21 protein-coding genes are annotated in these 21,765 nt (G+C 72.8%); 9 read left to right on the forward strand and 12 right to left on the reverse strand.

Going from position 1 to position 21,765, the window contains the following annotated elements; genetic code table 11:
- Nucleotides 1–44 precede the first annotated feature (44 nt).
- Complete coding sequence (locus Saso_RS22360; RefSeq protein WP_189925148.1) at nucleotides 45–1,823, forward strand: GMC oxidoreductase; 1,779 nt, start codon at nucleotides 45–47, stop codon at nucleotides 1,821–1,823.
- A gap of 150 nt (nucleotides 1,824–1,973) precedes the next feature.
- On the opposite strand, the gene Saso_RS22365 is transcribed toward Saso_RS22360, so the two are convergent.
- Nucleotides 1,974–2,651, reverse strand: a complete 678-nt coding sequence (locus Saso_RS22365) for an LAETG motif-containing sortase-dependent surface protein (RefSeq protein ID WP_229901421.1) — start codon at nucleotides 2,649–2,651, stop codon at nucleotides 1,974–1,976.
- Here Saso_RS22365 and Saso_RS38360 point away from each other — a divergent pair.
- Complete coding sequence (locus Saso_RS38360) at nucleotides 2,635–3,090, forward strand: hypothetical protein (protein WP_229901420.1); 456 nt, start codon at nucleotides 2,635–2,637, stop codon at nucleotides 3,088–3,090. The genes Saso_RS22365 and Saso_RS38360 overlap by 17 nt on opposite strands.
- Nucleotides 3,091–3,146: 56 nt before the next feature.
- Here Saso_RS38360 and Saso_RS22370 read toward each other — a convergent pair whose 3' ends face one another.
- From Saso_RS22370 to Saso_RS22385, 4 genes are all read right to left on the reverse strand, one after another.
- Nucleotides 3,147–4,193, reverse strand: a complete 1,047-nt coding sequence (locus tag Saso_RS22370) for a hypothetical protein (protein WP_189925144.1) — start codon at nucleotides 4,191–4,193, stop codon at nucleotides 3,147–3,149.
- Between the two features lie 193 nt (nucleotides 4,194–4,386).
- On the reverse strand, nucleotides 4,387–5,439 hold the full coding sequence (locus tag Saso_RS38805; RefSeq protein WP_268253233.1) for a hypothetical protein: 1,053 nt from the start codon (nucleotides 5,437–5,439) through the stop codon (nucleotides 4,387–4,389).
- A 27-nt stretch (nucleotides 5,440–5,466) separates the two neighbouring features.
- A complete protein-coding gene (locus tag Saso_RS22380) occupies nucleotides 5,467–6,084 on the reverse strand; it encodes a zinc metalloprotease (protein WP_229901419.1) in 618 nt (205 codons plus the stop codon).
- A gap of 835 nt (nucleotides 6,085–6,919) precedes the next feature.
- Nucleotides 6,920–7,201, reverse strand: coding sequence for a chorismate mutase (locus Saso_RS22385; protein WP_189925142.1), 282 nt, complete (start codon nucleotides 7,199–7,201; stop codon nucleotides 6,920–6,922).
- A 345-nt stretch (nucleotides 7,202–7,546) separates the two neighbouring features.
- Between Saso_RS22385 and guaA the strand changes: the two genes are divergently transcribed.
- Complete coding sequence (gene guaA / locus Saso_RS22390; RefSeq protein WP_189925141.1) at nucleotides 7,547–9,127, forward strand: glutamine-hydrolyzing GMP synthase; 1,581 nt, start codon at nucleotides 7,547–7,549, stop codon at nucleotides 9,125–9,127.
- Between the two features lie 40 nt (nucleotides 9,128–9,167).
- On the opposite strand, the gene Saso_RS22395 is transcribed toward guaA, so the two are convergent.
- Entirely contained in the window at nucleotides 9,168–9,641 is a 474-nt protein-coding gene (locus Saso_RS22395; protein WP_189925139.1) for a pyridoxamine 5'-phosphate oxidase family protein, read from the reverse strand.
- Between the two features lie 48 nt (nucleotides 9,642–9,689).
- A complete protein-coding gene (locus tag Saso_RS22400; protein ID WP_189925137.1) occupies nucleotides 9,690–10,316 on the reverse strand; it encodes a hypothetical protein in 627 nt (208 codons plus the stop codon).
- Nucleotides 10,317–10,426: 110 nt separating this feature from the next.
- Here Saso_RS22400 and Saso_RS22405 point away from each other — a divergent pair, with 110 nt between their 5' ends.
- Nucleotides 10,427–11,221, forward strand: coding sequence for a class II aldolase/adducin family protein (locus Saso_RS22405; RefSeq protein WP_189925135.1), 795 nt, complete (start codon nucleotides 10,427–10,429; stop codon nucleotides 11,219–11,221).
- 66 nt (nucleotides 11,222–11,287) lie between these two features.
- Here the strand turns inward: Saso_RS22405 and Saso_RS22410 are convergent, their stop codons facing one another.
- Nucleotides 11,288–12,223 (reverse strand): DUF4429 domain-containing protein, encoded by a 936-nt coding sequence (locus tag Saso_RS22410; RefSeq protein ID WP_189925133.1) that lies wholly within the window; start codon nucleotides 12,221–12,223, stop codon nucleotides 11,288–11,290.
- Nucleotides 12,224–12,424: 201 nt separating this feature from the next.
- On the opposite strand from Saso_RS22410, the gene Saso_RS22415 reads away from it, so the two are divergent.
- Together Saso_RS22415 and Saso_RS22420 are read left to right on the forward strand one after the other, a co-directional pair.
- On the forward strand, nucleotides 12,425–13,714 hold the full coding sequence (locus Saso_RS22415; protein ID WP_189925131.1) for a hypothetical protein: 1,290 nt from the start codon (nucleotides 12,425–12,427) through the stop codon (nucleotides 13,712–13,714).
- 129 nt (nucleotides 13,715–13,843) lie between these two features.
- Complete coding sequence (locus tag Saso_RS22420; protein ID WP_189925130.1) at nucleotides 13,844–14,380, forward strand: DoxX family protein; 537 nt, start codon at nucleotides 13,844–13,846, stop codon at nucleotides 14,378–14,380.
- A gap of 179 nt (nucleotides 14,381–14,559) precedes the next feature.
- Here Saso_RS22420 and Saso_RS22425 read toward each other — a convergent pair whose 3' ends face one another.
- Together Saso_RS22425 and Saso_RS22430 are read right to left on the reverse strand one after the other, a co-directional pair.
- Entirely contained in the window at nucleotides 14,560–14,808 is a 249-nt protein-coding gene (locus Saso_RS22425) for a hypothetical protein (RefSeq protein WP_189925129.1), read from the reverse strand.
- Nucleotides 14,795–16,027: a PspC domain-containing protein gene (locus Saso_RS22430; protein ID WP_229901434.1), complete on the reverse strand. Its 1,233-nt coding sequence runs from the start codon at nucleotides 16,025–16,027 to the stop codon at nucleotides 14,795–14,797. Before Saso_RS22430 ends, Saso_RS22425 begins: the two co-directional genes overlap by 14 nt.
- A 677-nt stretch (nucleotides 16,028–16,704) precedes the next feature.
- Here Saso_RS22430 and Saso_RS22435 point away from each other — a divergent pair.
- The gene (locus tag Saso_RS22435; protein WP_189925128.1) at nucleotides 16,705–17,997 is read left to right on the forward strand and encodes an ATP-binding protein; all 1,293 of its coding nucleotides are present in this window, start codon (nucleotides 16,705–16,707) and stop codon (nucleotides 17,995–17,997) included.
- On the forward strand, nucleotides 17,994–18,740 hold the full coding sequence (locus Saso_RS22440; RefSeq protein WP_189925127.1) for a LuxR C-terminal-related transcriptional regulator: 747 nt from the start codon (nucleotides 17,994–17,996) through the stop codon (nucleotides 18,738–18,740). The genes Saso_RS22435 and Saso_RS22440 overlap by 4 nt, the downstream gene beginning before the upstream one ends.
- Nucleotides 18,741–18,754: 14 nt before the next feature.
- On the opposite strand, the gene Saso_RS22445 is transcribed toward Saso_RS22440, so the two are convergent.
- Nucleotides 18,755–19,837, reverse strand: a complete 1,083-nt coding sequence (locus Saso_RS22445; protein ID WP_189925126.1) for a C40 family peptidase — start codon at nucleotides 19,835–19,837, stop codon at nucleotides 18,755–18,757.
- A 525-nt stretch (nucleotides 19,838–20,362) separates the two neighbouring features.
- Between Saso_RS22445 and Saso_RS22450 the strand changes: the two genes are divergently transcribed.
- On the forward strand, nucleotides 20,363–20,716 hold the full coding sequence (locus Saso_RS22450; protein WP_189925125.1) for a hypothetical protein: 354 nt from the start codon (nucleotides 20,363–20,365) through the stop codon (nucleotides 20,714–20,716).
- On the opposite strand, the gene Saso_RS22455 is transcribed toward Saso_RS22450, so the two are convergent.
- Complete coding sequence (locus Saso_RS22455) at nucleotides 20,694–21,713, reverse strand: tellurite resistance/C4-dicarboxylate transporter family protein (RefSeq protein WP_189925123.1); 1,020 nt, start codon at nucleotides 21,711–21,713, stop codon at nucleotides 20,694–20,696. The genes Saso_RS22450 and Saso_RS22455 overlap by 23 nt on opposite strands.
- Nucleotides 21,714–21,765 lie beyond the last annotated feature (52 nt).

A 21,765-nucleotide genomic window follows, 5' to 3' on the forward strand; every position in this document is an offset into this window, starting at 1 on the left:
CGCTCCACCCGTCCCACCCCACCCGTTCTCAACGAGGAGAGCCTGTGCCCCAGGACGCTTACGACTACGACGTCCTCGTCGTCGGATCGGGCTTCGGCGGCTCGGTGACCGCCCTGCGCCTGACGGAGAAGGGCTACCGCGTCGGCGTCCTGGAGGCGGGCCGCCGCTTCGCCCGTGAGTCGCTGCCCAAGAACTCCTGGGACCTCAGGAACTACCTGTGGGCGCCGAGGCTCGGCATGTACGGCATCCAGCGCATCCACCTGCTGGGCAACGTCATGGTGCTGGCCGGAGCGGGCGTCGGCGGCGGCTCCCTCAACTACGCCAACACGCTGTACGTGCCGCCGAAGCCCTTCTTCGACGACCCCCAGTGGCGTGACATCACCGACTGGCAGGAGGAGCTGACGCCGTACTACGACCAGGCGCGGCGCATGCTGGGCGTACGGCTCAACCCGACGACGACCCCCTCCGACGTCCACCTCAAGGCGGCGGCGGAGCGGATGGGCGTCGGCGACACCTTCCACATGGCGCCGGTCGGCGTGTTCTTCGGCGACGGGAAGGACGCCGACGGCACGGCGCGGGCGAAGCCGGGCGAGCAGGCCGACGACCCCTACTTCGGGGGCGCGGGGCCGGCCCGCAAGGCCTGCACCGAGTGCGGCGAGTGCATGACCGGCTGCCGGCACGGCGCGAAGAACACCCTGAACGAGAACTACCTGTACCTCGCCGAGAAGGCGGGCGCGGTCGTGCACCCGCTGACGACGGTGGTGTCCGTGACGGACGACTCGCAGGGCGGCTACGCGGTCGCCACGCTGCCCACCGACGACCGCCGCAAGGCGCGGGGCCGGGTCTTCACGGCCCGCCGGGTGGTCCTCGCCGCGGGCACCTACGGCACGCAGACCCTGCTGCACCGGATGAAGGCGAACCGCCAGCTCCCCTACCTGTCCGACCGGCTGGGCGAGCTGACCCGGACCAACTCGGAGGCACTGGTCGGCGCCCAGACCGACGACCGCCGCTACCGCAGGGCGACGGGCGCGGCCAAGGTGGACTTCACCCGCGGGGTCGCCATCACCTCCTCCGTCCATCCCGACGACAGCACCCACATCGAGCCGGTCCGCTACGGCAAGGGCTCCAACTCGATGGGCGGCCTGTCGATCCTCCAGGTGCCGTACGCGGAGGGCTCCTCGCGCGTCGCGGGCTGGCTCGCGAACGCGGCCCGCCACCCGCTGCTCGTGCTGCGCTCGCTCTCCAACCGCCGCTGGTCGGAGCGGACGATCATCGGGCTGGTGATGCAGTCCCTGGACAACTCGCTGACGACGTATCTGAAGCCGGCGGGCGTGGGCCGGGGTCTGCTGACGGCACGCCAGGGCCACGGCGCCCCCAACCCCAAGCAGATCAGGGCCGCTTCCCGGGCCGCGTCCGCGATCGCCGCCGAGATCAACGGCTTCGCCGGTTCCAACGTCGGCGAGCTGATGGGCACCCCGCTCACCGCGCACTTCCTCGGCGGCTGCCCGATCGGCGACTCGCGCGAGACGGGCGTCATCGACCCGTACCACCGCCTCTACGGCCACCCCGGCATCTCCGTCGTGGACGGCGCCGCCGTCTCGGCGAACCTGGGGGTGAACCCGTCGCTCACCATCACCGCCCAGGCCGAGCGCGCGATGTCGTACTGGCCCAACAAGGGCGAGACGGATCCGCGTCCGGCGCAGGGAGCGGCGTACGAGCGGCTGAAGCCGGTGGAACCCGTCAGCCCGGTGGTCCCGGCGGAGGCGTTCGGGGCGCTGCGCCTGCCGTTCCTGGGCATGCCGGCCGTGCCGCCGAAGCAGTAGGGCGCCCGTATCCGGCAGGGCGCCAGGGCCCTCTGCCGGGGTGAGGACCTGTCCCGGGTGAGGACTCGTCCCGGCCGGTTCGTGCCGGGAAAGGGCGAAGGGACCTGCGCCCCCCTCCGAGCGCAGGTCCCTTCGCTGGTCTGTCGGGTGTTACGCGTGCGTGCCGGACGAGCGGCGGCGGACCGCGAACACCGCGCCGGCGCCGGCCACCACGGCGACCCCGCCGACGAGGCCGATCATCGGCAGTGCGGAGCTGGAACCGGTCGCGGCGAGGCTCCCGCTGATCGGCTTGGCGCCGCCCTGTGCCTTGACGTCCCCGGTCGGCTTGTCGCCGTTCGGCTTGGCGTCGTCGACACCGTTCGCGTCGCTGCCGGCGGCGAGGATCTCGACGTCGTAGTAGTCGCCGTTGAAGTGGCAGTCCGCCTTGTCACCCACGTACAGCGCGTCGGTCAGCGCCAGCGCGGAGCCCGCCGGGGCCGACGACTTGACCTTCACCCGCAGGTCGAGCGAGGCGGAGGAGTTCGCCTCCAGCTCGTCGAGCTGGGCCAGGAAGGAGCCGGTGATGTTGACCGTCTTGCCGTGCTCGTCCTCGTAGGAGTCCTGGTACGCGTCGGTCCACTTGCCGTCCTCCTTCACCTGGATGACGGCGAGGCCCTCGGACAGCCAGGCGTCGGTGTCGTCGGCGTAGTCCACGAACATGGCCATGTAGACGTTCTTGAAGTCGACGTCGGAGTCGTTGCCGACCTCGTAGGTGAAGTCGTGCCAGCCGGAACCGGCGACGATCTTGCTCGGCAGACCCTTGATCTCGGTCGTGAGCTTCTCGTCCACGTCGAAGGTCTTGCAGTCCCGGTCCGGGTCGAAGCCGCCGTCGCTCTCGCTCGCCGACGGGCTCGCGGAGGCCGAGCCGGAGCCCGAGGCGGACGGCGACGAGCCGCCGGTGGGGGAGCTGGACGCGCTGGAGCTCTGCGAACCCGACGCCGACGGGGACGAGGTCTGCGACTCCGAGGCGGATCCCGACGGGCTCGACTCGCCCGAACCGGACGGCGAGGAGGAGGTGCTCTCCGAGGCCGAGGAACCGGCCGACGGCGAACCGCTCTCCTCCGCGAAGGCGGTGGACGCGGACAGCAGGGCCAGCGGCACCATGGCGGCCGTCGCGGCCATGGTGACGAGCGTGCGGCGAAGCTTCATGGAAAAAGACCTCGTCAATAGGGGTGGAGAGGCCTTCCGCATGGGGGTGTGGGAGTGGGCCTTGGTTCGCAGGGTGTGACCTGTGACGAGGGGGAACAGTTGTACCCAGCTCACACAATCTTTATGTGGCGTGCATCACACGTCCGTCGGGAGGAGTTCTCCCACGTCCGTCCCGCACTCCCGCTCGATCCCGGTCACCGAGGCCGCGCGGGCCGCGTCGTCCACCGCGGCCGGGGTTTCGTCACCCGCCGTGAGCGACGCCGCGTACGCGCGCAGCGAGGCGGCGTCCCGCCCGGCCAGCGCGGCGAGGTCGCCGAGGACGGCGGCGAGCTCCTGCGGTGTGTAGCGGCTGTCCTCGGACACCGCCAGGGGCGCGGCGACGGAGCAGAAAGTCTCGGCGGGCTCGCTCCCGCCGCCCGCGGCCTTGCGGTACCGGGCGACCGGGTCGAGGCCGGGGTACCGCGCGGCGGTCGCGTCGGGCCTCGCGCCGCGCAGCACCTCGCGCACGGCGGAGGACGGCTTGCCCGCGGTCCTCGACGCCACCGGAGCCTCGTCCCCGGGCACCGCGCGCGCCTCCCAGGCCGAGCGGTAGGCGTCGGACGTCACCGTCTCCCCCCGGAACTCCCCCTCGCCGACCCGGCCGTGGTCGTAGGGGAGGACCCCGCCGGAACCGAGCGGCGCCCAGACTCCACCCGAGAAGCGGGCGAGCGTGATCACGTACTCGTGGCCGACCTCGAGCCGTGAGGAGTCCGGCGAGCCCAGCTCCTTCCTGGCGCCGTCCTTCACCTGCCATCCGTCGGCGGTGAACGACAGCGCGGACGGCAGCGCCGGCGCGCCGGAACGGGCCCAGACCCGTTCCTTCACCTGGAGGTCCACGGTCCGCGCGAGATAGTCCTCACCGGCGCCGGCGCCGGCGGTGTCGGTGTCCGCGTCCTCGTCCGGCTCGCGCAGCTCGTGCTCGGCGGTGACCCGCACCACCGCGACCTGGTCCCCGTAGGACACCCAGTCCGTCGCCGTGAACGAGGGCACCGCCTCCTTCTCCGCCGGGCCGGCCGCGAGGCTGCCGCCGCTGCCGCCCCCGCCGTCGGCCGCGGAACCGTCATCGGTCAACGGGACGAACGCGAGCGCACCGGCGACGACCGTGCCCAGCACGGCCCCCGCGATCTTCGTCCGGGTGGTCATGGCCACGGGATTCCCCCTCGTGTCGGTCGGAAGGTCAGCACTGTGACGCCACGGGAGCCCCGTTCGTTCGGCGGGAGCCCCGCCGGCTCCGGGGGAAGTGCCTGCGGCCGAGCCGTGGCCCGAGCGCTCGGGCCACGGCTCGGCGGGTGGGCGGGCCGCCGGGGGAGGCGGCCGCCCGGTCACCGGGAGGCGGTCACTCGGCGTCGCCCGTGTCGGTCGGCAGGAGGTCGCCGACGTCGATGGTGCAGGTACGCCCGATCCGGGTGGCCGCCGTCCTGCGGATGGCGCTGGAGGTCCAGGTGGCCGTGTCGCCGGAGCGCAGCTGCGCCGCGTACGCGCGCAGCACGGTGCCGTCCGCCGCCACGTCCGACATCCCGGCCAGGTCGCCCAAGAGGTCCGAGAGCTCGCCCGCGGTGTACGTGCTGGCGGCGTCGGTCGCCAGCGGCGCCGCCACCCGGCAGAAGGTGTCGGCCGCCGCCGCTGCCGCCGCCGCGGCCTTGGCGACCAGCCGGGCCCGGGCGACCGCGTCCAGGGAGTAGTTCTGGGCGGCGGTGGCGTCGGGGACCGCCGTGGTCAGCATGCTCTTGACCCCCGCCGCGTTCTTGCCCGCCGCCAGATAGGTCATCGGCTCGGGCACGCCCGTGACCAGGCGCGACGCCATGGACGAGCGGTAGGCCGACGCGGTGACCGTCGAGCCCTGGTACTCGCCCTGGCCCACCTCGTCGTTGTCGTAGGGCAGGATCGCGCCGGTGCCGATCGTCGACCACTCGCCGTCCGAGTAGTGGGCGAAGGAGACCAGGTAGTCGTGTCCGACCTCCATGCGCGACGCGTCCTGCGAGCTCACACGCAGCTTGCCGTCGTCCTTGAACTCCCAGCCGTCCGCGACGATCGACAGCGAGTCGGGCAGGGCCGTCGCCCCGGACCGCGACCACACGCGTTCCCTGACCTGGAGGTCGATCGTCCGGGACAGGTACCCCTCGCCGGCCGCCACCTCCTCGCTGTCGGCGGCCCCTTCGTGCTCGGCGGCCACGTGGACGACGGCGGCCTGGTCGCCGTACGACACCCAGTCGCTCGCGGTGCGGGACGGGACGGCGTCCTTGGACTCGCCGAGGACCACGTCGCCGTGCCGTTGCGCCCCGGTGGCGCGCGCGTCGTCCGTCAACGGGACGAGCGCGGCCGATCCGGCCAGGACGCCGGCCACGGCGGCACCCAGCACGGTTCCCGTTATTTTCTTTCCGGTGCTCATTGCCACGGAATTCCCCCTGGTCGGATCTCAGTAGGTCGCGTTGATGTTTTCTTTGTTGTTGGCGCCGAGCCGGTAGACGTCGTTGTAGGACATGCAGCCCAGGCGGTCGTCGTAGAGGCCGAGCCGGGGGCTCGCGTCGGGCCCGTGCGTCAGACCGACGGCATGCCCGGTCTCGTGGCACGCGTCCGACTTGTTGACCGAGCCGATGCCCGAGTGGTCCTTGTTGAAGACGATGAAGTGCTGGTCGCACTTCTTCGCGGTGACGGCGTCGTCGCACCAGGTGATGCCGATCTTGCCGCGCGGCAGCCTCTTCGACTTGTAGATGACGTCCGTCTCGGAGTCGCCCCGGTAGACGCCGGAGGACTTGATCTGGACGACGAGGTCGGTCGGCCCGTAGTAGTCCCGGACCGCGCGGGAGACGGTGCTCTTCTCCGCCGCGGTCAGACTGTCCTCCCGGTAGACGGTGAGGGTCTTGTTGTCCGTCTGGCAGAACCCGTCGCCCATCTCGCCGTCGAGGCAGGCGTGGAAGTAGTTCCCGGTCGGGTACATGTTGTCGGTCAGCGAGGCCTGGACGACGGTGGTGCCCGCGGCAAGCGCCGCGGTGGCCGCCCCTATGACGAAGATCGTCCTCCGTTTGATCGCCACTGGCGATCCCCCCTATCTGTGCGCCCCCTGTGGGTCTCCTCGGAAGTTCCGGTGAGCGTGGGGCGGATGGGGTGATCTAACGGGAACAAGCACTGGCCATAAGTTCACGGAACGCTGTTTGGCCAGAAGCGTTCTTTAAGCGGCCGAATGTGTTTATCGAGTGAAAGATCCGTGAAAGCAGGCGAAAAGAATTCGTCTTTCATGGGGGGGGTCCCGTATAAGCGCCGCCGAGCCACCACGGCAGGGCGGAGGGCCCGCGGCGCGAGGAAAGGCCCGAGCATGACGAAGGGCCCCGCGGGACGGATCCGCGGGGCCCTTCTCTCTCGTCGGCACCGGCGTCAGGGCAGCGCCGGTGCCTGGGGGGTGGGCGGCGCCGGGGGGTCGCGCCGCCTGCCCGGACCTTCGGCAGTACGGGCAGCACGCCCGAGGCGGCTGCCGCAGGGGGGACTCAAGGCTCTTCGGGGCCCTTCGAGGCCCCATCGGAGGCTCTTCGGGGCTCGCTACGCATCGTGCTGGATGACCGCTGCCCCCGCAACCGTTTGACCCGGACCTTGTGCATTTTTGCATTTTTCCGCCGGTCGGCTCGGCCCCGGGCGTCCCCGGGGCCGGCCGTTCTCTTGGGTGACCGGGCTGCTGTCCCCTGCCGTCCGGTCACTTCTCCGGAGCGAGGTCCCACGGCGCACGGCACGATCCGTACGCCTCATCGCCCCGGCGAGCCACGCGTGGTCATTCCGGGCCCGCCCCTGGCTGGGACGGACAACGGGACCAACGAAGCCGTCCGGGAGGCGGTCACGCGCCCGTACGGGTGAGAGGGGCACCGAACTGGCGCCCGACCTCAGACGCGGCCCCGGCACAGCTCCAGCAGCGTCATCGCCAGGGAGGTGCCGGGCCTGCCCAGCGCGTCCCGGTAGTGGCCGAGGACCTCCATCTCGCGGGAGAGGTTCACCCGTCGGCCGCCGGAGGTGATCCGCGCCTCCTGGATGACGGCGGAGACGGCCGCCCGCTCCTGGATCAGACCGATGATCCGGTCGTCGAGCGCGTCGATGCGCTCACGGGCGCCGGTGATCACGTCGGCGGCCTCGGGGGTGCGGGCGCCGGTCACGTCGATGGGGGTCATGGGGGCTCCTGTGGTGAGGGGCGGCGCCCCGGAGCGGCAGGACCCGGGAGGAGAACGACAGGCGCCCCGGGCCTTGTCGGCCCGGGGCGCCTGGGAAGTCGCTCGTCAATTGCTCAAGCAGCGCGACCATGGCAGCCGGTGGGCCGGTTGCCATAGGTAAAGAGGAAGGTCGGGTGCGCGAGCATGCGGCCAGTATGCCGGGTCGCCGGGCGAGCTCCAAAGCGGTTCCCGGGGGCGGCTCGCATCCTGAGACGCGATGGTGCGTCCGGCTCCGGGTCCGGCCGCGCGCCCGCCTCGGTAGAATCGGGTTACACAGAGACCCCGCCCCACCGCCGGAAGGCCCCCGTGTCATCAGCGACTCCTACTGCCGCCGCCCCCGACACCGTCCTGGTCGTCGACTTCGGCGCGCAGTACGCCCAGCTCATCGCCCGCCGAGTCCGCGAGGCGCGGGTCTACAGCGAGATCGTGCCGAGCACCATGCCGGTCGAGGAGATGCTCGCCAAGAAGCCGGCGGCGATCGTCCTCTCCGGCGGCCCCTCGTCCGTGTACGAGGAGGGCGCCCCCCGTCTCGACCGGAAGATCTTCGAGGCCGGCGTCCCCGTCTTCGGCATGTGCTACGGCTTCCAGCTGATGGCGCAGACGCTCGGCGGCACGGTCGACAACACCGGCGCCCGTGAGTACGGCCGCACCGGCCTGCACGTCTCCCGCCCCGCCTCCACCCTCTTCGAGGGCACCCCCGACGAGCAGGCCGTGTGGATGTCGCACGGTGACGCCTGCTCCGCCGCCCCGGAGGGCTTCGTCGTCAGCGCCTCCACGGACGTCGTCCCGGTCGCCGCCTTCGAGAACGACGAGAAGAAGCTCTACGGGGTCCAGTACCACCCCGAGGTGATGCACTCCACGCACGGCCAGCAGGTCCTGGAGCACTTCCTGTACCGGGGCGCGGGCCTGACCCCCGACTGGACGACCGGCAACGTCATCGACGAGCAGGTCGCCGCCATCCGCGAGCAGGTCGGCGACCGGCGCGCGATCTGCGGTCTCTCCGGCGGCGTGGACTCGGCGGTCGCCGCCGCCCTCGTGCAGAAGGCCATCGGCTCCCAGCTGACCTGCGTGTACGTCGACCACGGGCTGATGCGCAAGGGCGAGACCGAGCAGGTCGAGAAGGACTTCGTGGCCGCGACCGGCGTCCAGCTGAAGGTCGTGGACGCCGAGGAACGCTTCCTCACCGCCCTCAAGGGCGTCTCGGACCCCGAGGAGAAGCGGAAGATCATCGGCCGCGAGTTCATCCGGGTCTTCGAGCAGGCCCAGGCGGAGATCATCGCGGACGACGGCCCCGAGGTCGCCTTCCTCGTCCAGGGCACGCTCTACCCGGACGTGGTCGAGTCCGGCGGCGGCACCGGCACGGCGAACATCAAGTCGCACCACAACGTCGGCGGCCTCCCCGAGGACCTCGAGTTCCAGCTGATCGAGCCGCTGCGCAAGCTCTTCAAGGACGAGGTCCGCATGGTCGGCCAGGAGCTCGGCCTGCCGGAGGAGATCGTCCAGCGTCAGCCGTTCCCGGGCCCCGGCCTCGGCATCCGGATCGTCGGCGAGGTCACCAAGGACCGTCTCGACCTGCTCCGCGAAGCCGACGCGATCGCCCGCGAGGAGCTGACGGCCGCCGGTCTCGACCGCGAGATCTGGCAGTGCCCGGTGGTCCTGCTCGCCGACGTCCGCAGCGTCGGCGTCCAGGGCGACGGCCGCACCTACGGCCACCCGATCGTCCTGCGCCCGGTCTCCTCCGAGGACGCCATGACCGCCGACTGGTCGCGCCTGCCGTACGACGTCCTGGCGAAGATCTCCACCCGGATCACCAACGAGGTGCGGGACGTCAACCGCGTCGTCGTCGACGTGACCTCGAAGCCGCCGGGCACCATCGAATGGGAGTAGGCCCTGCCGGGACCCTTCGCGAGAGGGGTCCCGCCGTGGCTCAGGTCCGCCGGAGGGTGCGCACCGGCTCTCCGGGCTTCCAGACCTGGACGACCAGATAGGTGTCGTCCTCGACGAAGGTCCGTACGACCTCCGTCAGTTCGGTGCGGAAGAGGTGGAACGGCTGCGGCGGTTCCACCTCTTTCACGTACGCCGCCCGTGCCTCGCCGTCCGTCACCTCGACCGCCCGGCCCGCGATCCGTACGTCGCCCCCGCCCATCCCGGTGCCCTCGCCCGGATTGGCCTGGAGGCAGAAGCGGGGGTCCCGGCGCAGGTCGAGGGCCTTGAGCGAGGCCGGCATCATGCCGAGCCACAGCTCCCCCGCGAGGAATCGGACCTCGATGCCCGAGGTGCGCGGGGAGCCGTCCTTGCGGAGGGTCGCGAGGACATGATGCGTGAAGGCCCCGAAGCGCTCCTCGGCGGTCCGCGCGAGTGCGGGTCCGGTCGCGGCGACGGCCGCCCAGTTCGCTGTCATACGGCGAGTGTGACCCCGATACCCGACATCCGCTGTCCGGTATCCCCGTCAGAAACCCTGCGGCACCGGTCGTACGAAGCGTTCCCGTCCCGCCGTGTCCCGTACCGGCGTGCAGCCCGCCGCGGTGAGCCGCCGGGCCAGCTTCGTGCGCCGGGCGGCGTTCACCCGCAGGGCGCCCAGCATCATCAGCGGCATCAGCACGGCGAGCGGGAGCAGCACCGCGTACTGCCCGGTCAGCGGCGCCATCAGCCCGAACAGCGCCGCCGCGCCCCAGCCGACGGTCAGCAGCTTCCTGCGGTCGGCGGCCTCGCCCAGGGCGTCGTGGCGGATCAGCGCCGTGATCACGTCCACGTCCGGCTGCGCCTCGGGGACCGGGGTGAGCGACCCCAGGTACATGCCGGGTACCGGGCGGCCCGGCCCCGGGTCGGGGAAGGCCGCCGAGTTCGCCGCCGCCCTCTGCCGCGCCCACGGAGCGGGATCGCGCACCAGCCGGACGTGCAGAACCCGGTGCTTGCCGACGAGGCGCACGCTCTCGTACCGGAAGCCGTAGCACTCCGCGATGTACACCAGCGCGCCGAACGTCTCCGCTTCCGCGAAGGGGTGGACGAGTTCGATGGTGTCACCGGTCGCCGCCTGACGCAGGAGGGCGGTGATGTGACGGTCGGCGATACTCAACGTGTGCTCCGGAGGTGACGGAAATCGTCATCTTTACATAACGGCTCTGCCCTTTTGGGCTGACCGACGGTAACTTCCGCCTCGTCAAGCAACCCAGTGCTGGAGGACCGATGCACGGGCCCACACCGCCTGCCCCACTGCCCACCGACCGACTCCGGTTCGCCATGCCACCGATGCACGAGTCGGCCGAGGACGAACGCCGCCATCGCAAGGAACGGCTGGCCGGAGCGGTGCGGATCTTCGGCCGGCTCGGCTTCGAGGACGGCGTCTCGGGCCACATCACCGCCCGCGACCCCGAGTTCGACGACTGCTTCTGGGTCAACCCGTTCGGCATGCCCTTCAAGCACGTGACCGTGGGTGACCTGGTGCTGGCCAACGCCGAAGGGCAGGTCGTCGAGGGCCGCTACCACGTCAACCAGGCCGCGTTCACCGTGCACGCCCAGGTGCACGCCGCCCGCCCCGACGTCGTCGCCGTCGCCCACTGCCACTCGGTCCACGGCCGCGCCCTCGCCGCCCTCGGTGAACTCCTCGACCCCATCACCCAGGAGAGCTGCGCGTTCTACGAGGACCACGCCCTCTACGACGCCTACACCGGCGTCGCCGTGGACGCGGAGGAGGGACGGCGTATCGCCGACGCGCTCGGCTCCCACAAGGCCCTCGTGCTGCGCAACCACGGGCTGCTCACGGTCGGCGACTCGGTCGACGCGGCCGCCTGGTGGTTCCTGTCGATGGAACGCTCCAGCCAGGTGCAGCTGACCGCCAAGGCGGCGGGCCGGCCCGTCCTGATCGACCACCGGGCCGCGGTGGCGACCCGGGAACAGCTCGGCGGCGACCTCGTGGCCTGGATCAACTACCAGCCCCTCTGGCAGGACATCAGCCGCAGCGAACCGGATCTCCTGAGCTGACCCCCCACCCGGTCGCCCCCCCCCGGGTCGGCTCCCGCCCCCCCCGTCGGCCCCCGCCCCGCTCGTCTAGAAGCCGCGCAGGACGACCGCCTTGGTCCGGGCGAACTCCTCGTCGGTGAGCACCCCGTCCCGGTGCAGCTGCCCGAGCTCACGCAGCCGGCGCAGCAGCACGTCGTGATGACCGGCCGGGTTCGGGGCAGGGGCCGCGGCGGTCGCCGTCGACCCGCGCCCGCGGACCGGGGCCCCGTCCACGTGCCCCCGCTCGCGCCCTGCCTCCCGCTTCCCTCCCGCACCGGCGAAGGGGTGCGGGAGCCGGGCCGTGACCGCGGTCGCCACCAGCGCCGTCAGCAGATCGCGACTCACGTTCCCCCACAGATCCAGCGCGTACGGATCCTTCTCGGCGGGCAGCCCGGACCGCACCGTCTCGCGGGTCACGAACCGCAGGAAGCCGTCCTCGTACCCCGAGTTGGGCAGCCACTCGACCCGTACGACATCACCCACGTCGACCACCCGCGGGCCCGTCGCCCGCTTCACCCGGGCCGAGGTGTCCGCCCAGTCGACCCGCACCTGGGCGCCGTCGAAGGAGACCGTGCCGTCGGAGGAACGCACCGAGACCGGCACCGGCGGCCCCGGCAGGAGATAGGTCTCGGTCGGCTCGCCCGGAACCTCGTCGAGCAGCAGCGCGTGCCGGATCTCCTCGGCGAGGTACTCGGCGACACCACAGCGGTCCACGTCCACGGCGAGCCGGTAGGGGTCGGCCGGATCGGGCAGCCGGCCGCCGGTCGCCTGCAACAGCGGGTCGGCCCCCTCGCGCAGCCTCATCCGCAGCCGTCCGCGCCTGCGTTCGGGTTCGAAGGCGACCCCGGCGACCGCCTCCAGGGGCACGCTGATCTCACCGTACGTCCGGCGGAACAGCGGCACCGAGCGGTGCAGCCCCGGTGTGATCCTGACCGTCGTGCCGTCGAAGGCCCAGGTTCCGTCCCGCTGGATGATCTCGGCCATACGCGAATTCTCGCAGCCGGGTCAACACGGCCCCGACCGCTTCACCCGCGCTGACCAGACCTGCCGGACACCGAGGGTGTCACGTAGGGCACAATTCGCTGTCATCGCGGGGGAGTTGTTCACAGGCGGCGGCCGGGGTCCACACCGGGGCCCCCGAGTGCCGCCATCCGATCGGGTCGTGGGGAAGGCGGGGCGTCGGACATGGCGGTGCAGGAGGCGAGACAGGGCACGGAGGCGCCCCGGGGAGCGGGTGCGCACGACGGCGGCTGCACCTGCGGGGACTGCCCGCACGGGGCCCGCGCGGGACACCGGCGGGCGGAGGCCGAGTTCCTGCTGCAACGGGACGGCTTCGCCGCCGGGCACGGTCTGCCGGCCGCCGTCGCCCACTCCGTCTCGGCCTCCCGCCAGTGGGTCTCCGAGGAGCTCACCCAGTCCGCGGAACTCGTCGCCGAACGCGGCCGCGCCGAGGGCGAGGCCTGGCTCACCCGCCTCTGGCTGCGCACGGCGGCCACCGTGTGGGCGGCCGTCGTCGCCCTGCTGGTCGTCCAGGCCCTGACCGCCGTCGGCGCGGGCTGGAGCGACGCCCGGACCGCCGGACTCCTCGCCGCACTCGTCGTCGCCGGCGCGCTGACCACCGCCTCCTGGTTCCACCGGGCGCGCGGCGGAGCGCTGGCCCCGGTGATCGGCGAGGACAACCGGCTGTCCACCTCCCGCGCGGTCGCCGCCGCCTGGGTGCTGCTCGTGGCCTACGCGGTGCTGGTCCTGGTGGGCCGGCTCGCCGCCGCCTCCGGCCACGCCGAACGCGACGCGCTGCTCTCCGGACTCGACCTCTCCCGCGGCGCCGGCGTGGTGACCGTCCTCGCCGTGGTCTGCGGGATCGCCGTGCTGGTGCGCCGGGTGGTCGGCGTGCGCGTCCTCGCGCAGCGGCTCCAGAAGGTCCGCGCCTCCCGCCCCCGGGCGGCCGACCTGCTCACCGACGACGCCGGCCGCGGCACCTTCGCCGACATCCAGTACGTCGTGATCGGCGCCGTCGCCCTGGTCTTCGCCGCCGTCCGCCTGGCCCGCCGCCCCGACCAGCTGCCCGACCTGCCCTGGGGCCTGGCGGTCGTGGTGCTGGTCTCGGCCGCGACCTACCTGGCCGGCAAGTACGCGGAGGGCGGCCGCCCCGTCATCCTCTCCGTCGTCCGCGCCCGGGAGGCCGGCGACCTCGACGCGCCGATCCGTACCGGTGACGACATCGAGATCCGCGGCGCCGGCTTCGTCCCGCCCGGCGCCCAGACCGCCGACCGGCTCTCCCGCATGGTCGTGCGCATCGGGCCCGTCCATGTCCACGTCCCCCTCGTGCCCGTCACCGGCGGATTCAGCAACCCCACCGACGCCGTCCTCACCGTCCCCGTCCCGGCGGACGTGGAGCCGGGCCGGGTGGACGTGCAGGTCGTCACCGCGGCCGGGGCCGAGACCAACCGCTACGCGATCGACGTCACCGACTGAAGTGAATCGCTCCGGTGAAGTGAACCGGTGGTTCCCCGCGGTCGTGGAAACAGTTGAGCGCACCCCCCATTTCGTCCGTATGGTCTGGTGAGGGGTCCCACCACTGCGGGCGAGAGGCGGCTACGGGCGATGACTCACAGTATGCGGACGGACACCTACCCCCCTTACCTCGACGGCGGCGGCCGCGACTGGCGGGACACCGCCACCCGGTACGCCCTCCTCCCTCTGCGGATCTTCCTCGGTGTCACCTTCATCTACGCCGGCCTGGACAAACTCACCGACGGCGCTTTCCTGAAGGACAGCGGCGCGGGCTCGATCGGCGACACCATGCGCGCCGTCCGGGACTCCTCGGCCATCCCGGCCCTGGTCGACATGGCTCTGAAGAGCCCGGTCGGCTTCGGCTACGCCATGGCCTTCGGCGAACTCGCCGTCGGGATCGGCACCTTGATCGGTCTCCTCACCCGGCTCGCCGCACTCGGCGGCGCGCTGATCTCACTGAGCCTGTGGCTGACGGTCAGCTGGGGCTCCGACCCGTACTACTACGGGAACGACCTCGCCTACCTCATGGCCTGGCTGCCGCTCGTCCTCGCCGGCGCGCCGGTCCTCTCTCTCGACGCCGTGTGGCGCTCCAGGCGACGCCAACGGGCAGGTGCCCTGGCCCGGTAGGACGGCCGACGCCTGCCGGGTCCGGTTCGACGCCCGGCCGAATCCGGTTCGGGGAGAGCCCGGCCGGGGCCCACGCCGGGAGTCCCTGCGCGGGTAGCGCTGGAAGCCCTGTACGGGGGCGGGTGCGGGTTGGGGCTCTGCACCGGGCCTCCTGGGAGCCCGGGGCCGGAGTCCCCGGGTCAGGGGGTTGTGTCCGGGCCGGTCGGGTACGGGGTGGCGGTCCGGGGGGCCGGGCTTCGTCGTCTGCGTACGCCCCTGGCCACCAGACCCGCGGTGCCCGCCAGGCAGAGCCCCGCCATGACGACCGGGATCACGACGAACCACGGCGTCTCCCACAAGCCGCCCGCGTCGCCCGCGTAGATCACTCCCGCGAGGACGAAGAAGGCGCCGGCGACGAGCCTGCCGGGCCGGAACTCATGACGCAGCACGGGCCACCTCCGCCTGTCCGACGCCGACCTGGAGGTCGAGGTCGATGATCCCCGCGTCCTTGCCTCCCGAGACCGGCGACAGGGTCACCTCCTTGTGCTTGCCCGGCTGCACGTCCACGTCCTTCTTGTCGTCGCCCGGCAGCTGGATGTCTCCCAGCCCCACGTCGATCCTCACCTTCACGGTCACGTCCGGCGGCACGATCACCCGCAGCCGGCCCGCCCCCACCTCGGCGTTGGTGCGCACGGTCCGTCCCTTCGCGACGTCGATCCGGGACAGGTCCAGCGTGCCGTCCCCGGTGCCCAGGTCGTACGCCGCCCGCACCGCCGTGACGGTGGCCGGCTGCCACACCGTGTCGGTCCAGCGTGTGCCGATGTCCTTGGGCAGCACCGCAGTTCCGGCCAGCAGACCCGCCGTGACGATCGCCAGGAACACCGACCCGGCGCCGGTCCGCCCCAGGAACGAGCTGACCGCGATGCCGGTGCCGAGCACGATCAGCGCGGCCGCCAGACCGGCCTGGAGACTGGTGCCGAGCGGGTGGTCGTCCCAGGTGAGCCGGGTGACGAGAGCACCCGCGAGCAGGGCGAGCAGGAAGAGCCAGCCGCCGATCCAGCGCGGGCCGCGCGGTCCGGTGTACCGCGGGCGCGGGGTGCGTATGTCCTCGGGCCGGTGCGGGTGGCCGACGAGGTCGACCTCGATGGCCGAGAAGAAGCCCCTGTCCCGGGCGTCCCACGGGCCCCACAGGTAGCCCGTGCCGCCGTCGTGCGTGCCGTCCTTGACGATGGGGTCGCGCCACCAGGAGGGGTAGGCGGAAGGTACGGGCGGTGCCTGGGCCTCCGGCGGAGCGTCCGCCACGGCCTGGGCGGCCAGCGGGTCGGGGTCCGAGGCGTCCCGGTGCCGGGACCAGTAGGCGGCACCGGCGAGGAGGAAGGAGACGACGACGGCGAACGTCAGCACGCTGCCGTTGTTCAGCATCGAGAGGAACACCCCGCAGCCGACCAGGGCGAACAGCACGGCCGCCAGGGCCTGGCCGTCGACCCGGCCGGTCAGCAGTTTGCGCACCTCGTTCTGCTCGTCGTCGGCGTAGGGGACGAAGAGCCAGGCGAACCCGTAGAAGATGAGGCCGATGCCGCCGGTCGCGGAGAGCACGGCGAGGGTGATCCGGAAGATCACCGGGTCCATGTCGTACTGCCGCCCCAGGCCCGCGCACACGCCGGCCAGCGTCTTGTGCTGCCGGTCGCGCCGGAACCTGGGCGGAGGCCCGACCGCATCCGTCTCCTGCGGTGCCCGGGGGTCCCCGGGACCGTGACCGTCCCCGGAGCGCGGCCCGGCACCTCCGGGGCCCCGGCTCCCGCCGGACCCCCCGCCGCCCGCCGCACCACCGGCGCCGGCACCGGCGCCGGCTCCGGCAGCTGCGCCGGCTCCCGCACCGCCGTCGGCCGGGGGACCGTCCTCGGCGCTCGAGCCGGTGCGGGCCGCGGCGGCCGCCGCCGTCGCCGCCTCGGTGGCCGCTTCGACGGTCGTCCTGTCCCGCGGCTCCGGCCCGCTCCCGGACGGGGCCCGTGCCGTGCGCCCTCCCTGTTCTTCGTGCGCGCCCGCCCGCTCGTGCGCGCGAGGCTCCGCGCCCGCGGCGCCCCCGGCGCCGAAGGTCGGTGCGGTCGCGCCGGACGCCGTGCCCCCGTCGGGCACGGCGTCCGAGGCGTGCTGGTGATCTGTCATGAGTCCATAGTGGCGGGAGAGGCGCCCCCGCGGCAGTCGGAACAACCCTGGTCGGACCCTGATATCGGCCCCGACCCCGGGGCAGGGAGGCGTTCGGACGAGGCCGGCCGTGGAGATCAGGGGCGTCTCGGGGGCGAACCCTGATGCCCCGGACCGGCGCCCGTGTGACCATCGTTGGCATGCCGGAAGCCGCAGCCATGCCCCTCGCCGAACCGCGGCCGCCGCGCAAGCTCTACCGCAGCAGTGACGGACGCTGGCTGGGTGGCGTGGCGCGGGGGCTCGCCGGGCATCTCGGGCTGCCCGTGGTGTGGGTGCGGCTCGTCTTCGCGGGCCTGTTCATGGCGGACGGCCTCGGCGCCCTGCTCTACGCCGCCTTCTGGTTCTTCGTGCCGCTGGGGGTCGGCGGTGTCGGCGGCCAGAAGCCGCCCGCGCTCGTCGGCACCGAGACCGCGCCCGACGGCCGTCGCCGGCTCGTCGCCCGCAAACCGGACAAGGGGCAGATCGTCGCGCTGCTCCTGATGGTCGTCGTGGCCATGGTCTTCGTGGGCAATGTGAATCTGGGCAGCGGCGCCAAGGCGTATCTGCTGCCCGCCGTCCTCGTCGGCGCGGGTGTCGCCCTCGTCTGGCGCCAGGCGGACAACGCGCGGCGGGCGCGCTGGGTCGAGGTCGGCCGAAGACGCCGTACGCTCACGCTGCTGCGGGCGGGCGCCGGTGTCCTGCTGGTCACGGCCGGTGTCTCCGGCATCTTCGTCCTCCAGGGCTCCGCCGCGCACCTCGGCTCCGTGCTCCAGGCCGCCCTCGCCGTCCTCGTCGGCATCACCCTCCTCGCCGGGCCCTACCTGGTCCGCATGACCCAGGACCTCTCCGAGGAGCGCCTGATGCGCATCAGGGCCCAGGAGCGCGCGGAGGTCGCCGCCCACGTCCACGACTCAGTGCTGCACACCCTGACCCTGATCCAGCGCAACGCGGAGAACGCGGGGGAGGTGCGCCGCCTCGCCCGCGCCCAGGAGCGGGACCTGCGCACCTGGCTCTACAGACCCGAGGGCACCGGCAAGGAGGAGGCCGACGAGCCGGCCACGGTCGCCGAGGCGGTGCGGCGCAACGCCGCCGAGGTGGAGGACAAGCACGGTGTCCCCCTGGAGGTCGTGGTCGTCGGTGACTGCCCCCTCGACGAACGGGTCGGCGCGCAGATGCAGGCCGCGCGTGAGGCGATGGTGAACGCGGCCAAGTACGGTGGCGACGGCGGCGCCGTGCAGGTCTACGCCGAAGTCGAGGGCAGGACGGTCTTCGTGTCCGTCCGGGACCGCGGACCGGGCTTCGACCTGGACTCGATACCCGCCGACCGCATGGGCGTCAGAGAATCGATCATCGGCCGTATGGAGCGCCACGGCGGCACGGCGCGGCTGCGTGCCGTCCCGGACGGCGGCACGGAGGTCGAGCTGGAGATGGAGAGGGCGGAGAAGACGTCATGAGCGACCCGACCGACACGAACGGCACGGCGGGACCGGCGGAGGGGGCCGGGGCGGCGCAGTCCTCCGGCGACGGCACGGGCGGGCGTCATGTGCGCGTGGTCCTGGTCGACGACCACCGCATGTTCCGTACGGGAGTGCAGGCCGAGATCGGCCGGACCGAGGAGACCGGGGTCGAGGTGGTCGGGGAGGCGGCGGACGTCGACCAGGCGGTCACCGTGATCACCGCGACCCGGCCCGAGGTCGTGCTCCTCGACGTCCATCTCCCGGGCGGCGGTGGCGTCGAAGTGCTGCGTCGCTGCGCCCCGTTGATGGCCGACGCCGAGCAGCCGGTGCGTTTCCTCGCGCTGTCCGTGTCGGACGCGGCGGAGGACGTGATCGGGGTGATCCGCGGCGGTGCCCGCGGCTATGTCACCAAGACGATCACCGGCACCGACCTGGTGAACTCCGTCTTCCGGGTGCAGGAGGGCGACGCCGTGTTCTCGCCGCGGCTCGCCGGGTTCGTCCTGGACGCCTTCGCCTCGACCGACGCCCCGCCGGTCGACGAGGACCTCGACCGGCTCACCCAGCGCGAGCGTGAGGTCCTGCGGCTCATCGCGCGCGGTTACGCCTACAAGGAGATCGCCAAGCAGCTCTTCATCTCCGTGAAGACGGTCGAGTCGCATGTCTCGGCGGTGCTGCGCAAGCTCCAGCTCTCCAACCGCCACGAGCTGACCCGCTGGGCGACGGCCCGACGCCTGGTGTGAGGGGGCGGTCGGCCTCACACCACGCGGGTGGCGCCCGCGAAGGGCATCTCGTCGATCGGTGCCACGCGCACCGGGGCCGAGGGGTTCGGCGCGTGGATCATCCGGCCGTCGCCGATGTAGAGGCCGACGTGGGAGATGCCGGAGTAGAAGAACACCAGGTCGCCCGGGAGGAGTTCGGAGCGGGAGACGCGCTGTCCCGCACCGATCTGGGCGTAGGTGGTGCGGGGCAGGGAGACGCCCGCGGAGCGGTAGGAGGCCAGGATGAGGCCCGAGCAGTCGAAGGCGTCGGGGCCGGTCGCGCCCCACACATAGGGGCTGCCGAGCTTGGAGTAGGCGTAGGCGACGGCCTGGGCCGCGCGCGAGTCGGGGGCCTCGGCGGTGGCGGAGCCCGGCGCCGGGAGACCGTCGCGGCCGTCCGTCGAGGCGCGTGAGGCACGGGAGGTACGGGCGTCCGTACCGCCGGCCGCCTCGCCGATCGCCGAGCGCTCCGGTGCGGTCAGCCGGGAGAGCAGGCGGCGCGCGGCCTCCAGTTTGCTGGTGACCGTCCTCTTGTACGTCCTCAGCTCGGCCTGGCGGGCCTTCAGCGAGGTCAGTTCGACGCGTGCGGCGCCGCGCAGCCGCTCGATCTCCCGCAGCTGTCCGCGCACCCGGGAGACGGCGGCGGACTGGCGGTCCCCGGCGCGTTCGGCGAAGGCGGCGCCGTCGAGGTACCGGTCGGGGTCGTCGGAGAGGGCCAGCTGCACGGCGGGGTCGAGGCCGCCCTCGCGGTACTGCGCCGCGGCCATCGAACCCAGCGCCTCCCGGGCCGTGCCGAGCTTCTCCTCCTTGCGGGCGGCCTCGTCCTGCAAGGTCCGCAGTCGTCCCTCGGCGGCCGTCGCCTTCTCCCTGGCGCCGTTGTACTTCTCGGTGGCCTGCTCCGCTTCCTGGTAGAGCTTGGCCACCTTCGCCTTGACCTGCGCCGGGGTCAGGTTGGGCTCGGCCTGTCCGGTTCCGTCGAAGGCCGTCGCCGTCGCGGCGCCCGCGAGAGCGAGGGTGAACGCCGTGCGGGCCGACCGGCCGCCGAGCGAGCGCTGTCGGGGCTTGCGGTGCGCTGCCACGTGGGACTGCACGTCCTTTCGTACGTCCGCCGCGTCCGTCCGTGCCGCCCGCCGGGCGACCGTCGGCGGGAGCGGACGGACGGCGCCTGGCGGTGGCCGGCGTGTCCGGCGGCGGCCCGCACTGGGGAAGCGGGACGCCGCCGGACTTCTCGGCGGTGGTGGCCGACTGCCGCCCCTGGCCCGGGCGGCGGTGGGGAGCCGGTCACCTGGGGGAGGACGCTAGGCCCGGCTGTGACGGTTGGGTAACGCGAAGTACGGAAGTGACACGAGAGGGCCGGGGCGTGATCGCATGTGTGCGGAAATCCCGATGCGGTCCGTCGGGTTGACGCGGCGCGCTGACCGAACCGCCGGTTCCGGGAATCGGCGGAGCGCCCGGGTGCTATGAGGCGCATATATGCGGGCCCGGCCGCCAGGAGGGGAGGGCCGGGTGACGGGCGCGGTGACGGGCGCGGTGACGGGCTCGGTGGAGGGCCGGGGGAGGGCCGGTGTCGGAGGGCTGCCGGGCCGCTGATTAGCATCCGGCTCATGGACGTACTCATCCATCTCTTCGTCGGTCTGCACATCATCGGCATCGCCGCGCTCCTGGGCGGCTTCCTCACCCAGCTCAAGGCGATGGGCCGGGGCACCGCCCGCTTCGTCCCGGCCATGCTCCACGGCGCGGCGACGATGCTGGTGACCGGGGTGATCCTGGTCGGTCTCAACCAGGCGGACGACCAGCCCGTCGACAACATCAAGATCGGGGTGAAGCTGGCGCTCCTGATCGTGATTCTCGGCCTGGTCTACGTGAAGCGGGACGACGAGACGGTGGAGAAGCCGCTGTTCGCCCTCGTGGGGCTGCTCACCGTGGCCAACATCTTCATCGCGGTGCTCTGGACCTGACGGACGCCCCGACGGACGCCAGGGCCGTGAGCAGCGCGCCCGCGGCGACGACCGGCCACGCCGCCACCGCGACCCACAGCAGCACCTGCCCCGGGCCCTTCAGCGACGGCACGTCGACCGCGGAGGCGACGGACAGGGCCGCCACCGCCGTCATCCCCATCGGGAACACCGTCGCCCAGCGGCGCGTGTCGTAGCGCGCTCTCGGCCACCGCACCTCGGCGACGAGCAGCACGGCGTACCCGGCCAGCGCGAGCACCAGCATCGCGACGGTCACCGTGCGCAGCACGCCGGTGTCGTCCGCGTTCCACAGGTACACGGTCCCGTCGTCGGCCGCGAGGAGCCGGGCCCCCGCCAGCGCGGAGATCGCCGCCGCGCCGCCCGCCACCCACTGGTCCCCGGCGCCCTCGGCCACCTGCCGCGGATCGAAGAGGGCCAGGGCGACGCCGTACAGCACGAGCCCCAGCCAGAACAGCACGAGCGCCGTGTGCGCGAGCCAGGCGGCCGACTCCGCGCGGGCGAGGACCGCGCCCAGCACGGCGAGCCCCTGGGTGGCCACACAGCACAGGAACACCGTTCCCGGCATGCCCCGGTGCAGCCGCCGTCCGGCGGTCACCAGCAGCACGGGCCACAGCACCGCCCCCAGCGCCAGCAGGGCTTCGGCGGGGGTGGGCCGGCCGAGCGTGGCCAGACCGGTGCCGAGGACGGTCGTCGCCGCCACGGCGGCCGGCGCCTCCGGCGAGCGCGCCTCCGTCAGCCACTGCTCGCGCCTGCGCGTCAGCCGGACGGCGAAGTCCGCCGCCAGCGCCAGCCAGGCGACGGCCGTCATCACCAGGGCGACGCGGGCCAGCGTCCCGTGTCCCGTCAGGTGCAGACCGATCGACAGGATGCCGGTCGCCATGACGGCGGCCCCCGCCGCCGGCGGCCGCCGCGACCACCACACGAGCAGCGCGGAGCCGTAGGAACGTGCCGGGGGCGGGGAAGCGGGGGAGCCTGGCATGCGGCCGATGCTAAGGAGCACGGCCCGCCGCGGGGAGCGGGGCACGCGCGCG

It is taken from the genome of Streptomyces asoensis (assembly GCF_016860545.1).
Classification (GTDB): domain Bacteria; phylum Actinomycetota; class Actinomycetes; order Streptomycetales; family Streptomycetaceae; genus Streptomyces; species Streptomyces asoensis.